This is a genomic window from Pedobacter sp. L105 (genome assembly GCF_009765875.1).
GTDB lineage: Bacteria > Bacteroidota > Bacteroidia > Sphingobacteriales > Sphingobacteriaceae > Pedobacter.
The window spans coordinates 1,073,323-1,092,326 of sequence record NZ_LMUP01000004.1; the positions used below are offsets into that span (position 1 = coordinate 1,073,323).

Sequence of the window (19,004 nt, forward strand, 5' to 3'; positions counted from 1 at the left end):
AAAATAAAAAAAGAGTTAGAACATCTTTTTTTTACCCGGCGCTACAAGGATGTGCCTGACGGTGGAAAACTATAAGCCTGCAATATTCAGATTGTAAGATAGTGTTAAAGTGAAGCGTCCAACGCCCACATGCTGAGCGGTCAGCATCGTTTTAATTTCATCTTCACCAGGCAGGTCAATGGCATTGGTGGAGATCAAAACCAGATCAGGTTTAACTTTTTTGCATATATCCAGCAGCTGGTCTTTACCCCCATAAATCTTATATCCATACAACAGCATATGATGTTTAGACTCATCATCATCTATCCAGCCTACCGGTCTTAATTCATGCCGGTGATTTTGCAGCAATTCTTTGATCAACAAATATCCGCTGTCACCAGCCCCATAAATAATTACCCTTTTCTGAGCATGCCTGTTCCTGCTGATCAGCTCTGCAATCCACCGGTAAAATAAACGGGTAATTACAATGCCTATAAAGGTCAGCAGAAAGTCGACCATAAAAAAGTAAGAGGAGTACATTTCGCTCTTCCCTTTAAAAAACAAAGTGATGATCAATATCAGGGTAGAAATAGCAATGATCATAAAATAACCAGCAATCTCCATCACCTCCATATACCGCCACATGCGGTAATAAAGATTCGTTACATAAAACAGGGATATCTTTACACAGATAAAGGTAGCCAGTACCACATAACCGTTATCCATAGTTACGTGCATCGATTCTGCAGCAATCAAAAATGAACAGTAGATAATTAATATATCCGTAAAAATACCAATGAGTAATTTTTTGTGGTAAAGGAAAAACCGCAGCATTAAATGGGTGTCTGTTTTTTTCCCCTTGCTGCGCATATAAGAAAGTTTCTCTTCTGATTCATTGTAAACCTTTACCTTAGAGAGTACCGTAGAAAAGATAACGGAAAACACAGCCAGCATCAGGATACACAAAAACAAGTCGTTGATCTTTGCTTTATAAATTAAGATACACAGCAGCCCCCAAATGCCGCTAATACAATATAAAGTAAGCACAGCTTTTTTTTCACTAAGCCCCAAATTTACCAGCCGGTGTGAAGTATGGTCTTTTCCTCCCTGATCAATCCGACGGCCTGCAGCAAGCCTTTTAATAATTACCAGCGTAGTATCCATAATGGGAATAGCCATCAGGCTGATTGGTATCAATAAAACCAGTACAGCAGACGAAGAACCTGATTTCCCTTGCACGGCGATGCTTAAAAACGACAGGGAAAAGCCCAGGAACAAACTCCCGGAATCACCCATAAATATCTTTGCGGGTTTAAAATTATAAAACAGAAAACTTCCTGCAGCACCTGCAATAGCAAATGCCATCGCCGAAAGGCCATACTCCCCGTTCAGCAGGCCTATAATTCCGGAAATGACAGCAACAATGCCAGCGATACCAGCTGCCAGTCCGTCCATATTGTCTAAAAGATTAATCGCATTGGTAATTCCGATCACCCAGATAAACGTTAATGGTATACCCGCCCAGCCAAGCAGACCGCCGCCAAACATAAAGCCATTGTAAACTAAAGCAAATGAACTAACAATCTGAGCAAGCAACTTGATGACAGGTTTCACCTCCCATATATCATCCACTAAGCCCACCAAAAACATAACACCCGCAGCACTGCACAACATCCAGTTGATCGCAGAAAAATTCAGGCACAGCATCGCCAGGCTAAAAGAAACAAAAATCCCAATGCCTCCCATTAAGGCAGTAGGCTTTTGATGCCACCTGTCACTGCGCGGATAAACTACCCAGCCCTTAAAATAGGCCAACTTGATAATCAATGGTATAATTGCAAGGCCGATCAGAAAAGAGAGAAGACTTGTTACTGCCGGATTGAATAATACATTCATTTCTATAATTATTTATGGATTAAACGGTGGTTAAGGTGAAGGATTTGCGCTATTCCTTCTTCTATGCTGAGCAACTCCCTGTTGAGCAGTTTTAGCATTTTAGAATTATCAGGCTGTCTGCGTGTCATATCCCCTTCTGTTAAGGCTTCCAGATGAACAATTGAAGACATTGACCCTGTAATAGAAATGATCATTTTAGCCAGGTCAACCACACTGATCTCTTTTGAATTACCAATATTCACTACGTCATTTAAATAAAGTGATTCTTCAAAAATCCTGCTTGTTGCCTCAATATTATCGTCTATATAACAAAAGGTTCGGGTTTGGTTACCTTCTCCGTAAATGGTTAAATGCTCGTTTTTTAATGCTGTATCGATGAACTTAGAAATCACAAAATCATTGCTCTGCTTTGGCCCGTAAGTATTAAAAAACCTGAAAATCGTAAAATCAAGACCATATTCTCTTTGGTATGATTTAAAAAAAGCCTCTCCAACATTTTTCACAATCGCATAAGGTAATCTCGAATTTAATGGCGTAGTCTGCTCATTTTGGGGGAATTCTACAGGCTCTCCATACACTTCTGAAGAAGAAGAATAAAACACCCTTTTTACGCCCGTATTTTTTGAAAGGTTCAGTATATTTTTGATCCCTTCGATATCCTGCAATACTGTCATCGGATTACTTAACGTCCGCTTTACCCCAACCAGGGCAGCATAATGAAATACATAATCAAATTTGAAAGCCAGCATGATAGCCGACAGGTCATTGTAGTTATTGACATCACATTTAATAAAAGTAAAATTGTCGCAATCTTCGGGAAGGTTCTTCACTGAACCCGTGATCAGATTGTCGACAACAACAATTTGATATTTCTTGCTTTGAACCAGTCGGCAGGCTAAAGCCCCGCCTACGTTACCAGCACCTCCGGTAATTAAAATATTGATCATTTTTATAAGGTTATAGTCTGCATCCCACTCATCAAAACATTTACTGCATTAAAAATTTATATAGATCTTCTGTTTCCTGTACCAGCCGGTGATAAGAATAATTCTGAAACGCTATCCTTTTGCCATTTGCGGCCATTTCTTCTCTAAGTGATTTATTAACAATAAGCTCCCTTAGCTTTTTAGCATAAGCTGCTGGTTGCTGTTCACAAATAAAACCGTTATGTCCATCTTTTACCACGTCCCGCACACCACCAACATCTGTACAGATCACACCTTTTTGTGCCGCCATCGCTTCAATAATGCTTACCGGCGTACCTTCGTTCAGCGAAGTCAGCGCTATAATATCAGAACCAGCATTAATCACATCGATATCTTTACGCCATGACGTAAAGATGATATCTGCCGCATAATAATTTTCATTCGCCCTGCAGCAGGTAAATCCAAATTGTCCGATCATAGTAATAATGGGTTCCAGCAGCTCTCCATCCCCCACAATGAAAACTTTAAACCGCAACTCAGGATGAGTATCCTTTAATACTTTTAAGGTATCTAAAAATAAAAAGTGATTTTTAATGGGCGCAAGTCTGCCTGTAATGGTAATCACCACATCATCCTCTGCTAAATGGTAAAACTGACGGAAACTCAGCCGTTTTGAAGCCTGATTATCCGCAAATTTCTCCAGGTCAAAACCAAGTTTGATCACATGTATTTTGCTGGCAGGGGCAATATGATAAGTATTCACCAAATCATATTTCTGCTGCTCACTAATTGAAATAATGGCATTACTGATTCCGGCAAGGTATCTTTCTATAGCCAGAAAAACTTTAGTCTTAACCGGTGAAAAATAACCATCAAAAACATTTCCGTGGTAAGTATGTAAAATGGCTTTTGGCCGATGGGCACTATGATAGGCTGCCAGTCTGCCCAATACACCCGCTTTTGCAGCATGTGTATGAACGATATCAGGCTTGTATTCTTTAACTGCATGCTGAATATGCCTTAAGGCCCGAAAATCCTTTTTAGGATTGATGCTTCTGAACATATCGGGTACATACTCATAAGGGACGCCCAGATCTTCCAGCATATAGGCCGAACTACCCTCTTGCGGCTCTTTAATTCCCGCCAAAACCCTGGTTTCATATCCCAAAGCCATATGTTTAGCAAGATAAGCAACATTATAAGTAGGACCTCCAACATTGAGCCTGTTCAGTACCCTTAAGATTTTAGGCATTCAATAAATATAGTTAGGTAAATAAATATATTAACAGCACCTCAATTGAGACCGCAAGTTTATATTTGGTTAAACATCAATGATAAAGCAGATCGTTCAGAAACCCAAATTCCTAGCAGTTATTAATAGCCACTTTAGTCCGGATAACTGTGAGGAGAATTTTATGAACGATTAATAGTCATTCCTTTAGCGCTTGCAAATATTTACTAAGGTTCGCTTCCACAGAATAGATTTCAATTGCACATCTTTTTGAGTGCTGCCCCATTTCGTTCCTTAATTTTTTATTAGTGATGAGTGTATCCAAACGGTCAATCCATTCTTTAGCACTGTTTACCAGAAAGCCATTGTAGCCATCCTGAACTACCTTAAAATTAGGGCCAACAGCCGATGCCACAATCGGGATACCGGCGGCCATATATTGAACCAGTTTTCCACCGCTTTTTCCATACACCCACTCCTCATCCGGTACCGGGTGCAAGCCAATATCAAACTGCAACAGATTTTCCGTTTCCATAGCTGCGCTCCAGGTGAGGATTTCTATAGGAAGTCCTTCAATAGCAAAATCCGGATCGCCCATCACCAGGATACGAATGTCATGTCTTTCCGATAGCGTTCTTAAAACTTCATCCAGTAAATGAAGATACTTACTCGTGGTATGGCTACCGCTCCAGCCAATCACCACAGGAGCCGAAGCACCAGCACTGGTTATACCGTATTTCTTTACGTCAACAGTTGCGGGGATCAAACTTACCCGCGTAGTGAATTGCCGCGTGTAGTCCATTAGCTTCTCAGTACTGACCAATACCCGATCGGCATGTTTCATCAGGAAATCAACCTTTGCACTGGTTTTCAAAAACCTGATCGACCGGTTATTTGGGCTGGAACCTCCCTGGTAAATCAGGTCGTCGATATCATAAATGAGCCGTTTGGAAAACTTTCTGAGGAGCCGCTCATATAAAGGCGGTCCAAATGGTGTTGCCCATAGATGAACATAAACTAAATCGTAACGACTCAGCCTGCTTAACAAGCTAAGCCGTCTTGCATAATTAAGCAGCGTATACATAACTTTTTGCCTGTAAAACCCGCTTTTGTAAATGATCTTCCAAAAATTTAGATCTATGAATGGGGCAATGGTAATCTCATAACCTGCCTTTTCCAGCGCAGTATAATACTGTTCAAACTTCAACCGCTGACTAGGTGCGGTATCATGGGGATAGGGAACAACAAAAAGAATTTTAGTACTCATTTTAATTTATTTACAGATGCGGCTATAAATACGGTGGTATTGCGCTATGCCATTATCCAGCGAAAAGAAATCAAGGGCACCAGCCCTGATCTTATTTTTCTGATAGTTCCTGCCCGCAGCCAGCTGCCGGATGGTTTCTTCAAAATGATCCCCCATAACAGTTAAACCCGAATCATAACAGCTAACAATCTGATCGGTATCGCCCACCCCAGAATTACAGATCACAGGAACACCCATCGCCATCAATTCGCCTTGTTTCGTAGGGCTGCTTGCCATCTTGCTGTAAGCTGGTTTAATAAAAAACAGGCCGTAAGTAAACAGACTAATCATCAGGGGAACTTCCTTTCTTTCGGCACTGGTCATGATAACATCACTACTGTTTACGCCGTATTGCTGCACTTTAAGAAGTATAACTGAAGGATCATCATGCGTTACAAAAAGCAGCTTCGCATGGGGCATCTCTTTTTTTAGCAGGAAAAAAAAACGAATCATTTCATCCAGCAGGTACCAGGTGCCAATGCTGCCTAAATATCCTACTACAAAGTCATTCCCCCCTAAACCTAAGCGGAGCCTTAATTTATGCTGCTCGGCAACTGATATTTTATCCGGATCGAAGGTTTCCACATCTGCGCAACAGGGAATAACCGAAATTTTCTGCGCGCTGATGTTTAAACTTTTCCATCGCATAATTTCATTTTTCCCTGCTTCAGTAAGGGAAACTACTGCATCTGCATCCCTTAAAAAGTCGATTTCCCTACGTTTAAAATAATGATAAATGGTTCTAAACACAGGGTTTTCGATTTTCCATATATCACCATCTATTCTTTCATCTGCCCAGAAACCTCTCATGTCAAATAAAAAAGGAACCTGGTATTTCCTTTTCATCCATAAACCCAGCAATGCCGGGATATAACTTCTGCAATGAACCAGTTTAAAGTGAAGCCGGTTATTTAAATGCACTGCCTTTTTTCTAAGCTTGTAATAATCAAATAAAGTAGAGAACACGGGAGGCTTTTTGGTATACAATACCGGTTCCCATATTATCGAAGCTGCGGTTAATAATTGGCTAATCACCTCTTTATTTGCAGTGTAGCGCTCCTCTTTCTCGCAGCTGAGGATGGTAAATGAAAACCCTTTCTTCGTCAGGCCAATGAGGTAGGGTATGACCTGCGACTGCCCTAAAGGATCTGTCATTCCATCATAAGAAACGTATAAAACGTTTATTTGTTTAGCTGTATCCATTAGATGATGCTCAGATTAAACCATTGATCATACCACATCTGGAACATCAGCAGATACCAGACCTGCAAATAATTTTCCTTTCTGCCATTATAGAAATTGCCAACAATTGCCAGCACCACCTGGTTATTAAATAGCCCATGCTGCTGTAGTTTTTCCAGGTTCAGATAACTATTCACCATATCTTTTAATTCATGCTGCAACCACTTTTCTATAGGGACGCTGAACCCCATTTTAGGCCTTTCCATTAATTCTTTTGGAATATACTGGTGAACAATCTGTTTCAGGATATACTTCTTTTCCTTATTGTGGTACTTATATGCTGTTGGCAATTGTGCCGCCCATTCAATAATATGCTGGTCGAGAAAAGGTTCTCTGCCTTCTAAACTGGCAGACATGGTAGCCCGATCTACTTTTTGCAGGATATCGTCTACCATATAGGTCTGGTAATCCACTGCCATCATATAAGAGAGGTCATCATAACCTTCCATTAATTTGTCTGTACGGTGAGCAGTATATAATTCATGTACCGGCTTGTTAAAAATAAACCCGATCTCTGCAACGGTAAAAACCTGGGTAAGGTTCTTTAGCAATTCTGCCGGTGAAGGATCACGCAGCAGATTTTTTAGTTTATTATATCTGCCATGAAAATTATATTGATTGCGCATAAATGGAAGCCGGTCTGACGGGATCTGATCCATCACAGCCAACAGTATATTCCGAAGCGATTTAGGTACAGCATTTATTTTAGCCCCGAATTTTGCGATATAATCATAGCGGTTATAACCGGCAAATATTTCGTCCCCTGCATCTGCAGAAAGGGCTACCGTTACTTTTTCCCTTGCCATACGACTTACCAATATCGTTGGAATAGCACTGCTGTCGGCAAAAGGTTCATCATAATAATAAGGAAGATCCGGTATAATAGCCAATGCTTCCTTTGCGGTACAGTAGTAATCTGTATGATCTGTTCCCAGTCGTGCAGCAATTTCCCTGGCAAAAGGCGCCTCATCCAGCTGGTTATCCATACTGCCGATCGTAAATGTTTGAATAGGCTGCGTACTGTTCTTTTGCAGCAGCGCAGTAACACAGGTGCTATCATAACCACCGCTTAAAAAAACACCCACCGGAACATCGGCCACCATGCGGTACTGAAAAGACTCCTGTAAAATACGTTCCGTTTCTACAATGGCATCGGGCAATGAAACAGCTAATTTTGGCCGGTCATAAAAATCGTAAACATTCCAGTATTGAATGGATGAAGTGGCTCTGGTCTGGAGGTTAATCTTCAGCAAATGACCGGGGGCTAACTTTAGAGTATCTTTATAAATACAATGCGGCCAGGAAACATAACCATATTGTAAATAAGAAGCTACAGCACCGGGATCAACCTGTTTTTTAAAATCAGGATGCCGCAACATAGCCTTTAACTCAGAACCAAATAAAAACAGTCCGCCGGCAAAATAATAATACAAAGGTTTTACCCCTGCCCTGTCCCTGACGCAGATCACCTCATTCGATCTTTCATCATATAATACAATGGCATACATACCCCGCCATTGTTTAATGCAATCTTCTCCCCATTGTCGCCAGGCATGTAAAATAACCTCTGTATCAGAATGGGTTATAAATTGATGTCCCAATTCGATTAACTGATTGCGTATCTCCTGATAATTATAGATTTCCCCATTAAATACAAGGTGCAAGTCATCATAGGTCATGGGTTGCCCGGCAACAGTGCTCAGGTCAATAATAGACAATCTGCGGTGCCCAAAACCTATCTGACAGTTATCCAGCTGGTAAAAATCAATTCCCTGCCCGTCAGGCCCGCGATGCCCCATTGTAGCGGTCATGTCTTTTAAAATGACGCTATTGCTTTTATGACTAAAATCTATAAATCCGGTTATTCCACACATGTTACAAGGTTTAGAAATCTTTTACCCGATTTCATTTTAAATCTGTTTATCAAAATCCCGATTTGACTAAAAAATACTTCATTCCATACCACATCATGCGGCTATAAACGCGTGTCTTCCATGCCGCACCCGCCAGCATATAATAATTTTTCACTAAGAAAAGATGCCTGTTATTTTTAGGGATAATATGCTCCCTTATCAGTATCCGGATAAATAACTCACTGTCTTTAAAGTTCATCCGCCTGTATTGAGGGTCATGGTACATACTATGGGAATGTACACGATAAAATAAAGTTACAAGAGGCAGGCAGTGGGCTGTTGTGACAGCAGATAAACGACATAAAATCATCTTATCTGCACTACTGTTTAAACGGGTATCAAAAGTGATCAGGTGATCCGCTAACAAAGCTCTCCTGTGCATCAGATTTGACGGTACAGTAGTAATATTAGGCGTATAATACAGGATTTCTTCCAGCATATGCTCTCCCGGGGCGTGCATCACCGCAGCTTCCTGTTTTAACTGGCTATGCTCATCAATCAGCTGAACAAATGAACCACAAACCCCTACTTGCGGGTTAGCCAATAAATAAGTTACCCGCGATTGCAGGAAATCTGGTTTCAGCAGATCATCGGCATCTAAAAAGACTACAAATTCTCCCCGCGCTTTTTCCAGTCCAAAATTACGGGAAGCCGATACACCCGCATTGGCCCTTTTGTAATAAAAAATCCTATGATCAATTTCCGACAGGCTTAAGGCTATCTCTTCAGTATCATCCGTGCTTCCATCATTTACTATAAGCAGCTCGAAATCTTCAAACAGCTGTTCAACAACTGATCGCACCGTATCCTGCAGGAATTTACGTCCGTTAAATACAGGGATAACAATGCTTATCTGAGGGGATTTTATCATTTTTTACATACAGCAAATAAAACATGACAGTGCTTCTCAACAGTTTTCTTAATCTCAAACAGATCAAAATCACTGGCCGACGGATATAAAGGGTAATCAAATTGTTTCGAGAACAATAGATTCCGCAACTTATAGGGAAGCTTTCTTACACCCCGTGCCAACAACAGCTTTTCCATCTCCTTCATCCCGGGGGCTTGCTTGCAAAAATATCTGGTATACCGCTGTCCGTAAATGCTTACCTCGCTGAACGCTGTCTTTAAAATCCCTTTCAGTTCGTCATAGGTAAACTCCTGTGTATGGTATGGATCACGAACGATTCCGTCCGGGCTGGAAATCCTGATATTTGGTGTAGAGACAATAACAACACCACCTGGTTTTAGCACTCGGCAAAATTCAGACACCATTTCTTTATAGGCAGTTAAATGTTCAATGGTTTCTAATGAAATGATCCTGTCAAAAAAACCAGCACTAAATCTCAGCGCCGTAGCATCCATCACTTCAAAATGTAGGGATGGATTGCCTGCCCATTTTTTTTGACAATAGTTGATTACATCAGGCTGTATATCCCCGCCGTATATTTCGGCACCGGTACCCTGACTTAAAATATTCGTCCCGTAACCAGATCCGCAGGCCAGGTCGAGCACAATATCCCTGGTCCTGATATATTTTTTCGCTTCAAAATAACGGTGTAAATGTTCCCCGATCCAGGGGGTTAATTCAAGGTTGAGATAGCGTTCTAAAGACATATTTATTCAATAATTCCGTTAATAATATTCATGTAAGTTTTTTTTACTGCGCTGACGTCAAAGTTTGCCCTAACACTTTTGTCCAGTTCCCTGCCCATGGCTTTAAGTGCAGTGCTGTTCCGGCAGATCGATTTAAGCGTTTCATAAAGTTCCTGCTCTACATTATCTTTTGATAAATAAAAGCCATTAAACCTATCAATGATATACTGATCAAAATCGCCTACACCTTTTACCACTACAACAGGTACCTGGCATATGCCCGATTCTTTGATCACCTGTCCGCCAGACTCAGAGATTGAGGTATGAACAAGCAGATCAGCCGCCCGGATATAACTCAGCACATCAATTTTTCTACCCAGAAACACCACATTTTTTCTCAATCCGGCATGTTGTACAAAGTCCCTTAGTTCAGGTTCCAGCGGCCCCGTATCCAAAAGCGTCAGTTTAACATCCTCGCCCTCGGTTACTAACCGCTGCATAACGTTTAACAAACCCATGTGATTTTTGCTCTTCACCATCCTGCCAATGTTGATCAACTGTAAACCGCTTTCAGGTTGCTCTGCCAGGTACTTATCTACGTTTAGGTAAGACAAATCATAAAACTGGAAATTATAATATAATGGGAGCACAATGATCTTTTTAGCCGGTACATTTTCATAGTTCATCATCTGTGTTTTACAAGGCGGGGATACCACTAATATTTGGCTTGAAAACAGGTTTACCAGCTGATCCAGTAAGCGGGCATTTTTATTGCCTGAGATATAAACATTATCAGAATGGTGCCGCATTGGAAAAACTAAAGCCTTGATAAAAAACCGGCTGAGTACGCCGACCAGGTTTAAGTACTGTAAATGGGGAAAAACAAAATCAATTTTATGCTTCCTGCAAAATTTGATCAGTACATACATCTCTTGAAAGAGCCCGCGTATATCATTTGACCTGGCGCCACTATATACTTCAGCACCCAATTTTTCCGCACCCTGCTGTAAAACGCCATAAGCTGTAGTAGTTAACAAAAAAACCACATGCCCCTGTTTGATCAGATCATCAATTGCAGTTAAGATGAAGACAGAGTTATAGGAGCTCGGATAATAAACAAGGATTTTCATGGTATACTGTTGCTTATCTTTTTTATAAATTTAGCGGGGATACCGCCCCATACTTCCGCTCTGGGTACCGGTTTAGTAACCACGGCAGAGGCGGCGATAATGGCATGATCCCCAACCGTAACTCCTTTTAAAATGGTGGCTTTAGCAGCTATCCAGGCATGTTTGCCAATCACTATCGCCCCTAATCGATAAGATACAATACCCGCTGCCGTATGATCAGGATGAATCACATGATCCTGATCGCGGATCACCACCATTTCAGCAATGGAGACCCCAAATTGCAGGGTGATGGATGCTTTTGAAACAATATGGCTATACCGGCCTACATGGACATGGTCCAACATCACTTTTGCCCCTTTGTCGGCGAACAAATAAGCACCCGCAGATATAAAGGAATGAACGAGTTCCATTTTTCCCCCATCTATGCAGATAATCTTACAGCCCCTTTCCATCACAGTATGCCTGTCTATGCTCAAACCAGGATACTTTAATTGCAGGTAGTATCTCCTGCAGGTATTTGACAGCCGGTGTAAGATCCGCCCGATCAACCGGATAGTTTTGGCCATCATAGGGAAATCACAGTTTGTTTAGTAAATGACCTGATATAGATCAGTAAACCTGTTTTTATAGACCGGCGACAAACCGTCGCCAAAACCATGAAACAGAAAAAATAAGAGAGTGCAGAAGTATAGGCAAACTGGTTCACCTTTATAATGTGCAGCAGAAAATAGTTGATGCCAATGGTAAAAGTGATGACCAGCGGGCAGATATAATAAAAAATATGATTTTGCTTTTTATAGAATACCAATCCTGCTAACAACAGATAAAAAGTATTAAAATACTGTCCTGCGAGTAACAGAACTAAATAATAAAGTGCAGGATGAAATTTTGGGGCGATAAAAAACTGAAAGACCAATGGTGTAAACAATGCGATCAATAAAAAGATGCCACTAATCAGCAATATATATTTAACAACCAGCGAAATAACTTTTGAATGGTTACCCTTCATTAGATTTTCATACATAAAAGGATAAAAAGGTGTAACAAATGAAGAATTGATCACGGTTAATAAAAAGCCAAACTGTCCCGCTAAACCATATAAACCTGCCTTTGCGGGGCCATAATAATAGTTCACCATAAAAGTGTCCGAATTGTACATGGTGAACATCATAAAAAACAAGGGAATAGAAGGCAACCCCCGTTTTAAGATCAGGGAGATCCATTTTTTTGAAAACTCAAAAATAATGAGCCTATTTTTTATAAAATAAAACAAGGCGAAGAGTGAGATCAAAGAGGCCGTCAGAAAGATACTGCCTATTCGCCCCAGATAACCCTCTTTACAAAACCGGATAAAATATACTGCCAGCAACAGCTCCATTATAGTTTTAGAGATTGCCAAACTGCCAAAACTAAGCGGCCGTTTTTGGTTTCTTAAAATGGAAAACAAATACTCACAGAAAAAATTAAAAAAGCTGATCAGGCAGATCAGGTACAGCAGATTTTCAGATAAGCCCGTCAATGAGGAAAAGAAGTTATGGAAGAGCAGCGCACAAAGTAAAGTTGTGCACAGCACTGTTAGGGGCACTACCATTGACGTACTGATAAAAGAACTGACATCATCTTTAGTGAGCAGGGGATATTCCACTGTCAGCGTCTCGCCGATGCCCATATTCATCAAGGGGGCAATAAAATAAATCGAACTACAGAAAATAGTAATTAATCCATAATCCCGCTGTGAGAGGTAATGCGTAAAAAATGGCAATAATAAAAAAGCAAAACCTTTGGAGATAAATCCGGCAATCGCATAAATACCAAAAGATCTATAAAAGTTCATCCGCCATTTTGTTAAAGTATCTGCTCACCAGACAATGAATTAAAGGAATTGATCGTTGTCTGAATCCCATTTTTAAAGTCTATCAATACCTCATAGTCCAGCAAATTTTTCGCTTTATCTATGTTGGCCATGCTATGTTTGATATCCCCTTTTCTAATCTCTCTGTATAAGGCATCAACCTGTAAACTATAAGCTGCTTTAATTTCTGCCCACAATTGGTTCAGGGAGATCTGATCACCGCAGGCAACATTATAAACCTGGTTTACAGCTTCAGGTGTGGCCACAAAAAAAGATTTAATATTGGCCTGTACCACATTTTCAACAAAGGTAAAATCACGGCTCTGGTATCCATCCCCATTAATTGTAGCGGCCCTTCTTTCTTTTGCTGCCTGAATAAAAAGGGGCACCACAGCGGCATAATCCCCTTCAGGACTTTGCCTGGGACCAAAAACATTAAAATACCGCAGCCCTATCATTTTTAAGCCATAGGTTTTGGCAAATACTTCAGCATATAACTCATTCACATATTTGGTTACCGCATAAGGCGACAGTGGTTTACCAATGCGCTCTTCCGTTTTAGGCAGCTCTTTGCTATCCCCATAGGTGGAAGAAGAAGCTGCATATACAAATCGCTGCACGCTGCCGCTGTCTTTTACCGCACAAAGCATATTCAAAAACCCGGTGATATTTACCTCATTGGTGGTGATAGGGTTATTGATGGATCGTGGTACGGAGCCCAATGCAGCCTGGTGGCTCACATAATCCATTCCCTCAACGGCTTTTTTACAGCAGTCCAGGTCGCGGATATCCCCTTCAATCAATTCAAATGCAGGATTGTTCTTAAATGCGGCAATATTATCAGCAAAACCTGTTGAAAAATTATCCAGCACCCGCACCTTCCCTGCCCCGTATTTCAATAGATATTCAACCAGGTTAGACCCGATAAAACCTGCTCCGCCAGTGATCAAAAAGCTAAACTGATTGATATCTTTGTTATGGTATATTTTTTCGTACATGGTTGTTCAATAATTATAACCTTCCATCAGTTAACTCCATATCCAGTATTCCCTTTACATCATACAATACACCGGGATCTTTCAATAGCGACTTAAAATCCAGGCAGATAAACTCCTGGTGGTTTACGGCCAGGATGATCGCATTATAAGTTTTCCCTTTAGGAAGCTCATCTAAACAGGTGATACCATATTCATATCTTACCTGCCCGCAATTTGCCCATGGATCATAGACGGTAATATTGGCTTTATACTGTTGCAGCTCTTTGATAATGTCTACCACTTTGGTATTCCGCACATCAGGGCAATTTTCCTTAAAAGTGATGCCCAGGATCAGTATCTCTGTTGCCCATACATTAATTTCCTTTTTAACCATCAGTTTGATCACCGCATCGGCAACATAGGCCCCCATGCCATCATTGATGCGCCTGCCGGACAAAATAATCTCCGGGTAATACCCTGCAGAAATGGCCTTTTGTGCCAGATAATAGGGATCAACGCCGATACAGTGCCCACCTACCAAACCAGGCTTAAAGGGTAAGAAATTCCATTTTGTAGCTGCCGCCTCCAACACCTCATTGGTATCGATGCCTAACAAATAAAATATCTTCGACAGCTCATTTACAAATGCAATATTGATATCCCGCTGCGCATTTTCAATTACTTTGGCTGCTTCAGCTACTTTAATTGAAGGAGCAAGGTGTGTACCTGCGGGGATAATAGAACGGTATAGTTCATTAATAAACACGGCCGACTGAGGCGTGGAGCCTGAGGTCACTTTTTTAATATTGGGCAAAGTTCTGGTCTTGTCGCCGGGATTGATACGCTCAGGAGAATAACCACAACAGAAATCGGTATTAAATATCAATCCTGAAACCTTTTCCAAAATAGGAATACAAACCTCTTCCGTACAGCCGGGATAAACTGTTGATTCATAAATTACAATATCTCCGTGTTTTAATACCCTGGCCACAGTTTCTGTAGCCTTAATTAAAGGGGTAAGATCCGGGTTATTATAGAGATCCACGGGTGTAGGCACGGTGACAATATATACATTGCAGTTTCCCAGCGTATGCTGATCTGATGTAAATTTGAGGCCTGTAGTTTTATCATCAAGACAGATTAACTTTTTCAATTCCTCCTGATCGGCTTCCAGGGTGTGGTCTCTTCCTTCAGAAAGTTCCTGAATACGGTTAACATTGATATCAAATCCTAAAACTTTGTATTTTTTCCCAAACTCTACGGCAAGGGGTAAGCCAACATAACCCAGGCCGATTACAGCAATGGAGGGCGACAATAAATTGTCTGGTGTATTTGTCATTGGAGCGATTTAGATGATGTAGATAAATTTTTACCTGCCAGCAGTACAGCCATTAATAAAAACCCAAAGGCAGATGCGGGCAGGATATATTTTAAAAGATTTCCTGTAACAGGAACCAGCGGAAGTTCCGGCTCGTCGATGATCCTGTATAATGGTGTTTCTTTTTGCAGTGTGATTTTAGAAATTTCCAGGTTACGCATCACCTCGGTATAGGCGGCAGAAAAAGCCATTGCTTTTGCCTGGTTAAACATTGAACCAGAGCGCTGAACGCTGATGGAAGGATTTAAATTATAGGTCTGATCGTTCATCACCGCGGTAGAACTAAAAATAGTGCGCAATACGGTAGCAATACTATCCGCCTCATGCTGTAATAAATTCACACTCTTTGCAGCCACTTTAGTTTTAGTTTCGATAAAATATCTGGCTGTTTCATTGAGCAGGCACTTCGACACGTGATAGGCTATCTTGGGATCTGAGGACTGTGCGCTGATGATAAAAAAAACTAGTTTTTTATCTTTTTTAAACACAAAAAAAGATTTCCCAACCTCGGTAATGATCTTTCTGTAAAGCCTGTTCTGTTTTGCGGAATACGTATTGGGCTGTTGATTAAAGGGGCCCAACTGAAGGTATAAATTACGATACTGACTTTGAGTGATATAATTGAGCAGACTTTGATGAGTAGGGCTGTCAATAACAGAAAGCAGTGCCGATCCGATCAGTTTCCTGGACTTAAACAACTCCACAATATTATCACCAGAAAATATATTGTCTGCGCTGGGAGCGATACCATCAAAACCCATTTGGGAAGCCAGCCCCGCAAAATTATTGCGGTCTTTCTGATCGGTAGAGAGCACAAAACTAATATCGGCCTTATAAATTGGGGTAGCCCTTTTGAAGAGCAGATATCCCACCAATCCGCCTGCAACCGCAGCTAAACATAAAAAATACCACTTTTTTAAAAGGTAGAATAAAACATCCATCCCTCTCGTTTGCCAAAGGGCAATTGCATTGTGATCACCGGTTGCTGCCATATGCTTATTTTAAAGTAGATATGGTAACGATGATCAGCGATACCATTGACGTGATTGCCGAGGTTAAACCAATAGTCTGTGTAGTAGATAAACCATTTGATGCTGATTTTCTGGGAACAACGATTTCAGCACCGGTTTCTATTTTTGGATAAGAATGGATCAAACCAAATAACCTGTTTTTTGCCCTGTTAATATGGCCATTGGGATAGAGCACATAAATTTTTGACCGCCTGGCCTCGTCTGTCACTCCACCAGCCTGTGTAATGTAATAACGTAATGATTTTCCCTGGATGAACCCGGTCTTAGTGGATAGGAGTACCTCACCGCTCAGTTTAACCAAGGGGTCAAGTTTTAATACGCGCAGGGAGTCGCCATCCTGTAATACATAGTCCTGTATAGATCCCGGATGTTGTAAAACCTGCTCATAATCAACCGCTATCCTGACGTTATTCTTTGTAACATCTTCAATAACCTTAGCACTCGTATCTTTTATACTGGTCTGGATATTCTTCACCACCTGTTTTTGCGAGATCGTGTCTGCATCCTGCCGCACTAAAAATATTCCCTTTTGATACGCTTGTAAGGTTACGCCCCCTGCTCGTTTCAACAGGTCGCTTATACGTTCCTTTTTAGATTCAATGGTATAGGTTCCCGGATAATTGATTTCCCCGACAATGATAACTTTCTGCTGTTTGGTATAAGTTGGATTTTTACGAACGGTGATGATATCATAAGGCTCCAGTATAAACTGCTTACTTTCAATAGTCAGGTCTTTTTCTGTACTACAATCAAATACCTTAGCTAATGAGTCGATACTTTTATCGGCGCCTTCAATCACTATCCGCCTGCCAATTTCTATATGATAGGAAGAAGCTGCATCTGTAAACCCACCTGCCAGAAACAGCACATCTTTTAATGATTGGTGGTTTCCAAAAGGATAATCTGCCGGTTTTCTTACTTCCCCCCTGATGGTAACTTTATAATCACTTTTAAACTCGCTGGCTGTAGCGATGATGATGGAATCTTTTTTGATCAGGGGAATATCAGCGGCAATTCCGTCCAGTACCCTGCTTACGTTGAAGGTGATATTTTCCCTGATCCCGTTTGGATACGTCCGGCTTAAGATAGCCCTGTCTGTAAAAACATTATCACGCAGTCCTCCCGCTTTTTTTATCAATCCGCTGATGGTGATACCGGGCGTAAGCTCAAACTGGCCGGGCATATAAACGGCTCCGCTGATACTCACAGCATTTTCAACGCGGTTCATTACAGAATCTACCTGAAACTCTTCGCCATTCGCTGGCTGGTAAGCAGGGATTTCTATTTTGGGTATATCCCTGATCTTTCTTTCTACATCGGTGATCTGTTTCACTTTTACACTGGCTTTATAGGCCTTAGCGGTATATCCACCAGAGAAAAACAGTAGATTTTCCAGTGTCTCCCCGTCTTTCAATTCAAAAATACCTTCTCTCTTTACCTGTCCTTTGATCACAACCTGTTTACTATAAACAGGAATATTAATCACATCATTTTCTTTGAGCAGCACATTGTCCTTTTGATCTCCCCGGATTAAAAACTGGTAGAGATCTATCTTTTGATAAATTTTGTTATTCCTGATCAGCTCAATATTACGGTAACTGTTGATGTCCCCCGGGCCGCCGCACAGATACAGTGAATTGAATAAGGTAGACAAGGAAGAAACGGTATAGTTCCCCGGTTTGGCAGCACCAATAATCGTGATATGGATACTTCTTATCTTTCCCAGCGAAAGAACCAGCCTGGAAGACCCGTTTTTTAAAGATGGGTAAACCGTTTGCGACATCCTGTTCCGGATCATTGCCGTGGCCTGTTCTATAGATAATCCAATGATATGAATAGCGCCTATCTGTGGTATAAAAATAGCACCCTCGGCGTCAACCTGTGTCTGAATATTTGTTTCCTGGTAGCCCGACACAGTAATAACCAATTGATCATCTGGTCCAAGTATATAATTGGAAGGTGTGGCAATGCGTAAATTGGGTTCAAATGACAGCGACTCTGAATCAAAAAGAGAAGCGCCAAAAACTTTAGAATTACTGGCTTTCGGTGCAGATTTATAATCGCTGGTTACCGTTTCCCTGACGGGTGGGGCAATCAGCATTGGCGCCGTATCATCTTTCTTCTGTCCCGGACCCGCCTGGCCTAATTTCATCTGTAATTTATTCCATTCTATGGGCGACATGCCTTTAGACAAAGCCATTTGCTGCGCCTGGGCAACAGACATTCCATTGGCCTGTAATTGATCCTGAATTTTTGAAAGATCAGCATCCGACAGCTGATCTACTTTCACCTGGCTCCAGTCGGCCCCTTTTAAACTTTGGGCAAAGGTTCCTGAAACCGTTAAACAAATAAGAGCGACGAAGAAGAAAAGTATAATTTTTTTATTCAAATACATGCTGATCCAATAATCACTTATTGGCTGTCTAGTTTATAATTTGGTTATCTAGCCTCCCAAAATTTTAGGAAACATTGCAAATAAATAGTTTCTAACCCTCAAATCGTTTTATATTATGTATTTCTTACGTAGCAATACTTCATTTTCACAAA

15 protein-coding genes are annotated in these 19,004 nt (G+C 41.0%); all 15 read right to left on the reverse strand.

The features are described 5' to 3' along the window. Positions 1 to 69: 69 nt before the first annotated feature. The 15 genes from GSQ84_RS09850 to GSQ84_RS09920 all read right to left on the reverse strand — a co-directional run bounded on the left by GSQ84_RS09850 (position 70) and on the right by GSQ84_RS09920 (position 18,852). Complete coding sequence (locus GSQ84_RS09850; RefSeq protein ID WP_158797040.1) at positions 70 to 1,875, reverse strand: hypothetical protein; 1,806 nt, start codon at positions 1,873 to 1,875, stop codon at positions 70 to 72. 8 nt (positions 1,876 to 1,883) lie between these two features. Further along, positions 1,884 to 2,822: an NAD-dependent epimerase/dehydratase family protein gene (locus tag GSQ84_RS09855; RefSeq protein WP_158797041.1), complete on the reverse strand. Its 939-nt coding sequence runs from the start codon at positions 2,820 to 2,822 to the stop codon at positions 1,884 to 1,886. Positions 2,823 to 2,862: 40 nt separating this feature from the next. Further along, positions 2,863 to 4,053, reverse strand: a complete 1,191-nt coding sequence (locus GSQ84_RS09860) for a glycosyltransferase (protein ID WP_158797042.1) — start codon at positions 4,051 to 4,053, stop codon at positions 2,863 to 2,865. A gap of 178 nt (positions 4,054 to 4,231) precedes the next feature. Further along, entirely contained in the window at positions 4,232 to 5,299 is a 1,068-nt protein-coding gene (locus GSQ84_RS09865; RefSeq protein ID WP_158797043.1) for a glycosyltransferase, read from the reverse strand. 6 nt (positions 5,300 to 5,305) lie between these two features. Further along, the gene (locus GSQ84_RS09870) at positions 5,306 to 6,541 is read right to left on the reverse strand and encodes a glycosyltransferase (RefSeq protein WP_158797044.1); all 1,236 of its coding nucleotides are present in this window, start codon (positions 6,539 to 6,541) and stop codon (positions 5,306 to 5,308) included. Further along, on the reverse strand, positions 6,541 to 8,454 hold the full coding sequence (gene asnB, locus GSQ84_RS09875) for an asparagine synthase (glutamine-hydrolyzing) (RefSeq protein ID WP_158797045.1): 1,914 nt from the start codon (positions 8,452 to 8,454) through the stop codon (positions 6,541 to 6,543). The genes GSQ84_RS09870 and asnB overlap by 1 nt, the downstream gene beginning before the upstream one ends. Before the next feature lie 49 nt (positions 8,455 to 8,503). Next, positions 8,504 to 9,364, reverse strand: coding sequence for a glycosyltransferase family 2 protein (locus GSQ84_RS09880; protein ID WP_158797046.1), 861 nt, complete (start codon positions 9,362 to 9,364; stop codon positions 8,504 to 8,506). After that, positions 9,361 to 10,110 carry a class I SAM-dependent methyltransferase gene (locus GSQ84_RS09885; RefSeq protein ID WP_158797047.1) on the reverse strand — a complete coding sequence of 250 codons (750 nt, stop codon included), beginning with the start codon at positions 10,108 to 10,110 and terminating at the stop codon, positions 9,361 to 9,363. The genes GSQ84_RS09880 and GSQ84_RS09885 overlap by 4 nt, the downstream gene beginning before the upstream one ends. Before the next feature lie 2 nt (positions 10,111 to 10,112). Further along, complete coding sequence (locus GSQ84_RS09890; RefSeq protein WP_158797048.1) at positions 10,113 to 11,219, reverse strand: glycosyltransferase; 1,107 nt, start codon at positions 11,217 to 11,219, stop codon at positions 10,113 to 10,115. After that, a complete protein-coding gene (locus GSQ84_RS28260; RefSeq protein WP_158797049.1) occupies positions 11,216 to 11,788 on the reverse strand; it encodes an acyltransferase in 573 nt (190 codons plus the stop codon). Before GSQ84_RS28260 ends, GSQ84_RS09890 begins: the two co-directional genes overlap by 4 nt. After that, a complete protein-coding gene (locus GSQ84_RS09900; RefSeq protein WP_158797050.1) occupies positions 11,785 to 13,053 on the reverse strand; it encodes a lipopolysaccharide biosynthesis protein in 1,269 nt (422 codons plus the stop codon). Before GSQ84_RS09900 ends, GSQ84_RS28260 begins: the two co-directional genes overlap by 4 nt. An 11-nt stretch (positions 13,054 to 13,064) precedes the next feature. Continuing rightward, a complete protein-coding gene (locus GSQ84_RS09905) occupies positions 13,065 to 14,069 on the reverse strand; it encodes an SDR family oxidoreductase (protein WP_158797051.1) in 1,005 nt (334 codons plus the stop codon). A 13-nt stretch (positions 14,070 to 14,082) separates the two neighbouring features. After that, the gene (locus GSQ84_RS09910) at positions 14,083 to 15,387 is read right to left on the reverse strand and encodes a nucleotide sugar dehydrogenase (protein ID WP_158797052.1); all 1,305 of its coding nucleotides are present in this window, start codon (positions 15,385 to 15,387) and stop codon (positions 14,083 to 14,085) included. After that, the gene (locus tag GSQ84_RS09915) at positions 15,384 to 16,418 is read right to left on the reverse strand and encodes a hypothetical protein (protein WP_158797053.1); all 1,035 of its coding nucleotides are present in this window, start codon (positions 16,416 to 16,418) and stop codon (positions 15,384 to 15,386) included. Before GSQ84_RS09915 ends, GSQ84_RS09910 begins: the two co-directional genes overlap by 4 nt. A 4-nt stretch (positions 16,419 to 16,422) precedes the next feature. After that, positions 16,423 to 18,852 carry an SLBB domain-containing protein gene (locus tag GSQ84_RS09920; protein ID WP_158797054.1) on the reverse strand — a complete coding sequence of 810 codons (2,430 nt, stop codon included), beginning with the start codon at positions 18,850 to 18,852 and terminating at the stop codon, positions 16,423 to 16,425. Positions 18,853 to 19,004: the final 152 nt, after the last annotated feature.

Bases quoted from the DNA above. Each gene is read 5' to 3' on its own strand.
- GSQ84_RS09850 (WP_158797040.1), bottom strand. From the start codon at position 1,875: ATGAATGTATTATTCAATCCGGCAGTAACAAGTCTTCTCTCTTTTCTG.
- GSQ84_RS09855 (WP_158797041.1), bottom strand. From the start codon at position 2,822: ATGATCAATATTTTAATTACCGGAGGTGCTGGTAACGTAGGCGGGGCT.
- GSQ84_RS09860 (WP_158797042.1), bottom strand. From the start codon at position 4,053: ATGCCTAAAATCTTAAGGGTACTGAACAGGCTCAATGTTGGAGGTCCT.
- GSQ84_RS09865 (WP_158797043.1), bottom strand. From the start codon at position 5,299: ATGAGTACTAAAATTCTTTTTGTTGTTCCCTATCCCCATGATACCGCA.
- GSQ84_RS09870 (WP_158797044.1), bottom strand. From the start codon at position 6,541: ATGGATACAGCTAAACAAATAAACGTTTTATACGTTTCTTATGATGGA.
- asnB (WP_158797045.1), bottom strand. From the start codon at position 8,454: ATGTGTGGAATAACCGGATTTATAGATTTTAGTCATAAAAGCAATAGC.
- GSQ84_RS09880 (WP_158797046.1), bottom strand. From the start codon at position 9,364: ATGATAAAATCCCCTCAGATAAGCATTGTTATCCCTGTATTTAACGGA.
- GSQ84_RS09885 (WP_158797047.1), bottom strand. From the start codon at position 10,110: ATGTCTTTAGAACGCTATCTCAACCTTGAATTAACCCCCTGGATCGGG.
- GSQ84_RS09890 (WP_158797048.1), bottom strand. From the start codon at position 11,219: ATGAAAATCCTTGTTTATTATCCGAGCTCCTATAACTCTGTCTTCATC.
- GSQ84_RS28260 (WP_158797049.1), bottom strand. From the start codon at position 11,788: ATGATGGCCAAAACTATCCGGTTGATCGGGCGGATCTTACACCGGCTG.
- GSQ84_RS09900 (WP_158797050.1), bottom strand. From the start codon at position 13,053: ATGAACTTTTATAGATCTTTTGGTATTTATGCGATTGCCGGATTTATC.
- GSQ84_RS09905 (WP_158797051.1), bottom strand. From the start codon at position 14,069: ATGTACGAAAAAATATACCATAACAAAGATATCAATCAGTTTAGCTTT.
- GSQ84_RS09910 (WP_158797052.1), bottom strand. From the start codon at position 15,387: ATGACAAATACACCAGACAATTTATTGTCGCCCTCCATTGCTGTAATC.
- GSQ84_RS09915 (WP_158797053.1), bottom strand. From the start codon at position 16,418: ATGGCAGCAACCGGTGATCACAATGCAATTGCCCTTTGGCAAACGAGA.
- GSQ84_RS09920 (WP_158797054.1), bottom strand. From the start codon at position 18,852: ATGTATTTGAATAAAAAAATTATACTTTTCTTCTTCGTCGCTCTTATT.